This window comes from Alkalibacterium sp. (assembly GCF_046484155.1).
Taxonomy (GTDB): Bacteria; Bacillota; Bacilli; order Lactobacillales; family Carnobacteriaceae_A; genus Alkalibacterium.
Map to the genome: position 1 here is coordinate 1 of NZ_JAWOBT010000131.1, position 7,958 is coordinate 7,958.

At 41.4% G+C, this 7,958-nt stretch carries 8 protein-coding genes; 4 read left to right on the forward strand and 4 right to left on the reverse strand.

All coding sequences use genetic code 11. The features are described from left to right. The first annotated feature begins 112 nt into the window (after positions 1 to 112). Positions 113 to 967, forward strand: a complete 855-nt coding sequence (locus R6U02_RS09250; protein WP_410263327.1) for an aldo/keto reductase family protein — start codon at positions 113 to 115, stop codon at positions 965 to 967. Positions 968 to 987: 20 nt separating this feature from the next. Further along, positions 988 to 1,353: a YccF domain-containing protein gene (locus R6U02_RS09255; RefSeq protein ID WP_410263328.1), complete on the forward strand. Its 366-nt coding sequence runs from the start codon at positions 988 to 990 to the stop codon at positions 1,351 to 1,353. Positions 1,354 to 1,377: 24 nt separating this feature from the next. On the opposite strand, the gene R6U02_RS09260 is transcribed toward R6U02_RS09255, so the two are convergent. Then, positions 1,378 to 1,998 carry an alpha/beta hydrolase gene (locus tag R6U02_RS09260; protein WP_410263329.1) on the reverse strand — a complete coding sequence of 207 codons (621 nt, stop codon included), beginning with the start codon at positions 1,996 to 1,998 and terminating at the stop codon, positions 1,378 to 1,380. Between the two features lie 434 nt (positions 1,999 to 2,432). On the opposite strand from R6U02_RS09260, the gene R6U02_RS09265 reads away from it, so the two are divergent. Together R6U02_RS09265 and R6U02_RS09270 are read left to right on the forward strand one after the other, a co-directional pair. Further along, entirely contained in the window at positions 2,433 to 3,419 is a 987-nt protein-coding gene (locus R6U02_RS09265; protein ID WP_410263330.1) for an NAD(P)H-quinone oxidoreductase, read from the forward strand. Positions 3,420 to 3,528: 109 nt separating this feature from the next. Beyond that, a complete protein-coding gene (locus R6U02_RS09270; protein ID WP_410263331.1) occupies positions 3,529 to 4,464 on the forward strand; it encodes an aldo/keto reductase in 936 nt (311 codons plus the stop codon). A 91-nt stretch (positions 4,465 to 4,555) separates the two neighbouring features. On the opposite strand, the gene R6U02_RS09275 is transcribed toward R6U02_RS09270, so the two are convergent. The 3 genes from R6U02_RS09275 to R6U02_RS09285 all read right to left on the reverse strand — a co-directional run bounded on the left by R6U02_RS09275 (position 4,556) and on the right by R6U02_RS09285 (position 7,570). Then, positions 4,556 to 5,434, reverse strand: a complete 879-nt coding sequence (locus R6U02_RS09275) for a hypothetical protein (protein ID WP_410263332.1) — start codon at positions 5,432 to 5,434, stop codon at positions 4,556 to 4,558. A gap of 121 nt (positions 5,435 to 5,555) precedes the next feature. Beyond that, entirely contained in the window at positions 5,556 to 6,452 is an 897-nt protein-coding gene (locus R6U02_RS09280) for a glycine betaine ABC transporter substrate-binding protein (protein WP_410263333.1), read from the reverse strand. Positions 6,453 to 6,673: 221 nt separating this feature from the next. After that, entirely contained in the window at positions 6,674 to 7,570 is an 897-nt protein-coding gene (locus R6U02_RS09285; protein ID WP_410263334.1) for a glycine betaine ABC transporter substrate-binding protein, read from the reverse strand. Positions 7,571 to 7,958 lie beyond the last annotated feature (388 nt).

Below are 7,958 nucleotides of genomic sequence, written 5' to 3' on the forward strand. Positions count from 1 at the left end.
ATAGGTTGATGGGATTTAAGATAATAGGATAGAAATTTCATCTATAGTATACTAGTTATAGAAGATCGATTGTTGAGTCAACTTGTTGATTGATAGAATTGGAGGAATAAAAATGGATACGGTTACTCTATATAATGGAAAGAAAATGCCAGCGATCGGTTTTGAAATCTGTAAAAATTCGAATGAAGAAAAAGCTGTTCAGTCGATTGTTAAAGCTATTGAAGTAGGCTTCCGCCATCTTGACAGTTCAGCTGGATTTCAAAACGGGGAATTAGTGAGTCGGGGACTTAAAAAGAGTGGATTCCCAAGAGAAGAGTTGTTTTTAACCAGTAATTTAATGATCGATGGACATAGTTATATGGATGTAAAACGCAATGTGGAAGAAATATTAAAAAAATTAGAAACGGATTATTTAGATCTTTATCTGATTCATTGGCCATTCGATAAAGGAAACGGGGAAGACTGGGATAAAAAGAATTTAGAAACCTGGAGAGCGATGGAAGACCTTTACGAAGAAGGTAAGCTTCAAGCCATCGGAGTCAGTAATTTTTCAATCAACCACTTGGAAAATATAGTTGAACATGCTAAAATCAAACCGATGGTCAACAGGCTGCAGATCCATCCAGGCGTGACTCAAAATAAGTTGCGTGAATACTGTAAAAAATACGATATCATCGTTCAAGCCTGTTCACCGCTGAATCCGCTGAACGTTTTAAGGAAAGAAGATCGTATAAGAGGGATGCTAGAAAAATACGATAAGTCTTTGGCTCAAGTATTGCTCCGTTTCGGGATGGATTTAGATGTCGTACCTTTAACCAAATCGGCGCATACTTACCGTATCGAAGAAAATTTCAATGTCTTTGATTTTAAACTGGATAAAGAAGATTACGATTACTTGTTTGAATGGCGTCACCCTGATTTTATTGAATCAGACAATCAAAATGGACGTCCGCCGCAAATAAATTAGGCGAGGAAAGGAAGATCTGATTGAAGTTGTTAGGTAATATTGTATGGTTTATTTTTGGTGGATTTATCAGCTTCTTCACCTGGTTGATATTAGGTGTTCTTTGGTCTATTACTATTATAGGCATTCCTATCGGGAAGCAATGCTTCAAATTCTCTACCATGGCTGCTGCACCGTTTGGTAAAGATATTGAGTTTGGACATGGCGGAGTATCCTTTATGTTCAATGTGCTGTGGCTGGTACTGGGCGGATTTGCCCTAGTCATCGAGGAAGTCACGATGGGCGTTCTATTCTGTTTGACCATCGTAGGCATTCCATTTGGACTCCAGCATTTTAAACAAGCTAAACTTGCACTGCTGCCATTCGGGGCACGAATCGTCAGAACATGAATATAACAACAAAGAAAAAATCGCCTATTGATATAGGCGATTTTTGTTTGCTTTATACCATTCTTTTGCTACATTGATTTCTGTCCCTGTAAGCTGATGGCCGTGGTTTTCCCAGTGCAAGGTAACGTCAGCGCCGGCATTGCTGAGTAAATGTTCGAGTTCTTCTGATTCTTCGGAAGCACAAATCGGGTCATTGGTTCCTGCTCCAATAAAGATGGGTGTGCCTGATAGATCCGGAAGCTCCAAACCTCTCAGCGGGACCATCGGATGGTGCAGGATGGCGCCTTTTAGGACGTTGCTATCATGGAAGAGCAGACTTCCGGCAATATTCGCCCCATTTGAATAGCCGATGGCGATGATCTTGTTTCGATCAAAGCCGTATTCGTTTGCAGCATCGCTTAAAAAGTGTTTTAATTCCTCGGTTCTTAATTTCAGGTCTGCCTCATCAAAGACACCGGGTCTCAAACGTTTAAAATAGCGAAACATGCCGTTCTCATCGATGTTTCCCCTGACACTTAAGACATTTGCTTGGGGATCCACTTGAGCTGCTAGAGGAAGCAGATCTTGTTCCGTGCCGCCCGTTCCATGAAGTAAGAGTAAAGTGGTATTGGTTAAGTCAGTTCCTTTTTTAAATATATGTTTCAACGTCGATTACTCCTTTTCTGCTGTTATTTTCAATGGTATCAGATGTTTTTCAGAAGGTCTGTCTCACTCGATTCAGCCTCTTCGAATCAACGATAGAGCTTATTTTAGTACGAATTCGAGATGTTATGTCATAAGTATACGGGCTTACTTACTTTATGTCAACAAAGTGACCCTCTCTGTTTTTCACGGAAGAGGGTGCTTGGTTTGATTTAAGAATGTGTGAGACTGGCCGCTGAAAATAGGGAAGGTCGCTCTCTGTAAAGATTTGAATGCTGCTTCACAGTTGATCATACGTCGGCATATAGTTTTTAGAATAGAGTGGATTTGTGGACGGTGGTCCGTATTTTTGTGTAAACTTAAACAGTAAGGTATCGACTATTAAGGAAAGCGAGTCATCAGAAGCAGCGAAATACAAATCGGGAAAGGGGATCACTATGAAAGCATGGAGTATTGAAAAGCCTGGCAATAGAGAGGTCTTGAAATTAAAAGAATACATAACGCCCGTCCCAAAAGAGGGGGAACTGTTGATCGAAGTCGAAGCAGCGGGGATCAACCGGACAGATTTATTGACGAGAGGAAATGAATCGTTGGAAGCACCGTACCCTATTTTAGGTGTCGAAGTGAGTGGTGTCGTGGTTGAAAACAGGTCAACGGATCCGCAGCTAAACGCTGGAACCCGAGTATGCGGCTTGGTCAATCACGGCGGATACAGTGAATATGTCACGATGCCAGCCGACCGCGCCATTATCTTACCCGGCAATTTATCATTTGAGGAAGGCGCTGCGATCCCTGAAGTCTTTTTGACCGCTTATCAGACCGTTTACTGGTTAGGCGAATTAAAAGAAAAAGAAAAGATCCTGATTCACGCTGCGGGGAGCGGGGTCGGGACCGCGGCTATTCAACTCGCGAGTCAACTGAGCCAGGCCACCATCTTTGCGACTGCTGGACGGAGTGACAAACTGGAGAAAGCCAAAGAGTTGGGGGCTCATGTCTTGATCAATTATAAAACGGAAGCTTTTGATGAAAAAGTGAGTAAACTGACAGAAGATTCCGGGGTAGACGTCATACTGGACTTTGTCGGAGCATCCTACTGGGAGATGAATCTGGCGAGTTGTGCAGTGGATGCGCGGTGGATACTGATCGGGACTCTGGGAGGGGCATCTGTTGAGAACGTGTCGTTAAGTGGATTAATGAAAAAGTGTGTCACCCTCAGGGGAACCTTGCTCACACCAAGGAGTGACGCCTATAAAGCGCGGCTGACTCAAGAATTTTCACAGATAGCCATGCCTTTTTTTGAAGAAAAGAAAATCAGTCCGATCATTCATTCAGTTGTTCCCTTTGGTGACTTACCCGAGGCGCATAGGATAATGGAAGATGATGAAAACATCGGTAAAATCATTTTAAAAGTGAAAAATGGATGATCAGGGAGGTACTGTATCATGTGAAATAATGACTGTTAGTGGATTCTTTGTGAAAGGATAGGTATCATTGATGGTAAGAAGAAAATTTATTTTAGGGGTGAAAAGATAAATGAAAAAACGCATGATGGGTAACACGGGTATTGAAGTGTCAGAAATTGGTTTTGGTGCATGGCAGTTAGGCAACGAAAGCGATTGGGGAAAAATGGCCGATGAGGAAGCGATCGGTTTAGTTCATGAAGCGTTGGACGCCGGCTGTAACTTTTTTGATACAGCACCTAACTACGGATTTGGAAAGAGTGAAGAGCTCCTTGGCAAAGCCTTGAAAGGGAAAAGAGACCAGGTCGTTATCAGCAGTAAATGCGGTCATCACACGGACGACGTACAGAGTTTCGAACCTGAAAAACTGCTGGAATCTGTCGAAGGAAGCCTCAAGCGATTGAATACGGACTACCTTGATAGCCTCCTCCTTCATAATCCACCATTTTCTGCGCTTGATCAACATTCACCGCAATTCCAAATGCTTGAAAAACTGAAGAAGCAGGGGAAAATCAGAGCCTACGGGGCTTCGGTGGATACGGCTAAAGAAATCAATGAACTACTGGATAAAACAGACAGTCAGATCATTGAAGTCATGTTTAATGCTTTTTATCAGGAACCACTGCCTGCAATGAAACGTGCGTATGACGAAGGCGTCGGTCTGATCGTGAAAGTACCTTTAGACTCCGGATGGCTCACGGGTAAATATGATGCTGACAGCACGTTCACGGGTATCAGAAGCAGATGGAGCAAGGAAGATATCCAGTTCCGCAGCGTATTAGTTGAAAAAGTACGTCGCATCATAGGTGACGACCAGTCGATGGTTAAGATCGCTTTACAGTATATATTGTCATTTAAAGAAGTGTCGACAGTTATTCCGGGTGCTAAAAACAGTCAGCAATTACAGCAGAATCTTGCTGCCTCAAAAGATCTCTTATCAGAAGATATGATGCAGGCATTAAGAGGCTTATGGATTGAAGAAATCAAAGGTAAATCGCTACCCTGGTAGCACGCAACCCCACCGAGTAAACTGAATGTGAAATAAAAATAGCGGGAAAGCTCATTGATCAATGAGCTTTCCCGCTATTTTAATATTATACTCAGTAATACAATTGCGATTCCTGCAACTGTTTTGCTAAGGCCACTTTACGGTCCTGCAGTTGTTTTTGGATACAATCGACTTCGGTATAGAGGGTATCAAGGTTATCTTTATTCCGCTGGATGGTATCTTTCGTACTCCAGTCTGAAAAGATATTATCGAAGAAGACATCAAAAACGCGTCTCATTTGACTAAGGTTTTCATAGTTCAGAACATTTTGCAGATCGACATCTTTCAGTTCTTTCTTGTAGCGTTCAATCAATCCTTCCAGATAAAAGAGCTCTTCTTCAGCCTGATCGATTTTATCATACTTGAACATATCGATCAGGAAACTGTCAGTGAACATATCCCAGGTGGCTAAAGAGTCAGCGGAATCCAGCTTTTCTAAGGTCGAATTTAAACCGCTTAAGACACTCTCTCCGGCATTCAAGGCTTCGTTGATTTCTTGAATTTCTGATTCCAATTGGAGTTGCTGTTCTTCTTTACGGGAAAGGTCCTCATAAAACGCAGAATCTGTCACTTTCAGTTTCTCTTTTAAAGTATCCAGCTCAGCTTTAAGTTCATCGATTTCAGCGATTATGCGTGAGAGCTCTTTGCGAGATTCCAGGTGCAAAGCTGAAGCTTCATCTAAAGTCAGTTTTGCTTTGATTTGTTCTTGTTTTTCTTCGTACAGTTTCTTGTCATGTGTTCCAATAACGGTTCTTAAAAAAGTAGTTAGAGACTGAGATTCCAGTTTATCAACATCTGCTTTCTCTTTCTGGAAAACTGCTTTTGCCTCATTGTATCTATTTTCATTTAATTGAAACCGTTCTTCAGCTGATTTCTTTTTCTTCAGCAAGCGTTCCAACTTTAATCGCAATGTTTCATATGTATGATTCATGCTTTTCCTCCTTAAGTCTTTCTATAATTATAACATAGCGCTTTCTTGAAAAAATGGTCTCTGATATATTTATGTATGAAAAAGACTCAGGAATAAATCCTGAGTCTTTAAACAGTTCACATTATTCTTTAGGTTCCAAGTCTTCGATGGAATCAATGTCCATATATTCAGGAACAACAAAACCGATGACGGTCCCTTCCATATTTGGTCCCATGTCGACAATGTCATCGCCATATTCTTCAAGGTAAGCACCTTGAGTCGTTGGCAACCAAGGGGCGACGGTTACGTCTACTTCTCCTTGAGACAATGCCTGGAAGAGGATGGAAGGATCGACATTATTTACAGTGACATCGAACCCGTGATCTTCCAGTACTTGAGCAATGACTGCTGAGGAGGCACGTTCAGAATCCCAAGGGAACGAGCCGATATCTATTTCTTGCCCATCCACTTCATCTACGCCTTCAGTCCATGAGTCAACAGTTTCCTGGTTTTCTTCGATCCAGGCAGCGGACGCTACATCAAAATCTGTTTCCAGCGCAGCTAACATGATTCCCTGCATATCATCGACTTCCCATGAGAAATTGTCTAAGATAGCATAAGCTTCGGGCATATCTGCTTCGAATCCTTCACGCGACATGGTATGCACAAATTCTGCGTCACCAAAGACACCTTCAGGATCTTCCAGGAATTTCAAGTCATACAATTCAAATTTATAGTGAGGGGTCCAGCCGGTTACAATAATCGGTTCTTCATTATCTATAGCTGATTCTAACTGACCCATCATTCCTGCAGTCGAGCTTGTTTCCAGTTCCCAACCTGCTAAATTGTCATATTCTTCTAAAGCGGCCTCTGATCTTTCAGTTATTCCAGCACCGGGTTCGATTCCTGTGATGGTGTATTCGAGTTGCTCGCCTAAGCTTGCATCTCCGTTATCAGCTGCATCGTCAGTACCACAGGCTGCAACAAGTAATGACACTGAAGCAAGCGAGACGAGTTTTAATGGTGTTGTCTTTTTCATAAAAAGTTCCCCCTGTATTGATTTATTTGAAGCTCTTATTGTTGATCAGTGTTTCATAATACTCTCACGAATGTCCTCACGCACCCATTAAGGTTAGCATAGTATTCAAAAGCTATAAAATGATATGCTTTCACAAAAAATATAAGGGTGGCTCAATTAATAATGAAAATTTCCCGAAAAAAAATCAGGAAGTTTCTTCCCGATTTTAGTTGATTCTTGTTTTAGTCATTTGCAGGTAGGTCTTCGATGGAATCGATATCCATGTAAGCAGGAACTACAAAACCTGAAACAGCACCTGGTAGGTTAGGACCTAAGTCGACCAAGTCGTCTCCGTATTCTTCCATAAAGGCACCGTGGGTAGTGGGTAACCAGGGTGTAACGGTCGCATCGGCTTCACCTTGTGCCAAGGCTTGAAATAAAATAGATGGATCGACACTAGTCACGTTTACATCAAAACCGTGATTTTCAAGCACTAAGGTCATGACACTAGCAGACGCACGTTCTGTGTCCCAAGGCATGGAAACAAGATCGATTTCCTGGCCATCACTTTCTGGAACACCATCGGTCCATTCATTCACTAAATCCTGATTGTCATCGTACCAGTTTTGAGCCGCTTCTTCAAAGGGGATCTCTTGAGCCTCTAGAACGATCTGCTGCATATCTTCTATTTCCCACGCGAAATTGTCTAAAATCGCTGTAGCATCAGGCATGTCTTCCTCTAGCCCGATACGGGTCATTGTATGAATGTTTTCGGCGGCACCAAATGCTTGTTTTGGATCTTCAAGTATTTTTAAGTCATAAATCTCAAAGATGTGATGGGGCTGCCATCCTGTGATAATGATCGGTTCTTCGTTTTCGATTGCTTGTTGAAGTTCGACCATCATACCACCTGTCGAGCTTTCTTGAAGCTCCCAACCACTTAAATTATCATATTCGTCAAAGGCTCTCCGAGCACTTTCTGTAATACCAGAACCTGGTTCAATACCGGTAATCGTATAATCCATTTGTTCAAACATAGTCGTGTCTTCGCTATCCGTTGAACCATCAGTGCCACATGCGGCGATCAATAATGAAACAGAAGCTAATGATACTAATTTCAAAGGTGTAAATTTTTTCATCTTAAATCCTCCATATATTTATTCGCTTAATATTCCAGCAAATAGAATTTATTACTTTCATGAAATTTTCAGAAAGTTTTTATTCTCATGTATAACCTTACCACATATCTTTTTCACATGCAAAATCGTCGACTCAACATAATTGATGTTTGGAATAGGTTTAGTCTAAGGCTTTTTTTGACTAAGGACATGAATTCCCACTGAAATATAGCAGTTGCATGTGAAAAAAATAAAAGTATGATCAGTGGCATTCGAATCATTTTTCTGAACAAGAAAATCATGGATAGTTTGATGATATGACTATTCATTATGACGGTTTTATTCAGTAAAGAAACTTTTTATTTTGATAAGCGCTGTTGGTGAAATAAATTGATGAATATGAGAGGAC

Bases quoted from the DNA above. Each gene is read 5' to 3' on its own strand.
- R6U02_RS09250 (WP_410263327.1), top strand. From the start codon at position 113: ATGGATACGGTTACTCTATATAATGGAAAGAAAATGCCAGCGATCGGT.
- R6U02_RS09265 (WP_410263330.1), top strand. From the start codon at position 2,433: ATGAAAGCATGGAGTATTGAAAAGCCTGGCAATAGAGAGGTCTTGAAA.
- R6U02_RS09270 (WP_410263331.1), top strand. From the start codon at position 3,529: ATGAAAAAACGCATGATGGGTAACACGGGTATTGAAGTGTCAGAAATT.
- R6U02_RS09275 (WP_410263332.1), bottom strand. From the start codon at position 5,434: ATGAATCATACATATGAAACATTGCGATTAAAGTTGGAACGCTTGCTG.
- R6U02_RS09280 (WP_410263333.1), bottom strand. From the start codon at position 6,452: ATGAAAAAGACAACACCATTAAAACTCGTCTCGCTTGCTTCAGTGTCA.
- R6U02_RS09285 (WP_410263334.1), bottom strand. From the start codon at position 7,570: ATGAAAAAATTTACACCTTTGAAATTAGTATCATTAGCTTCTGTTTCA.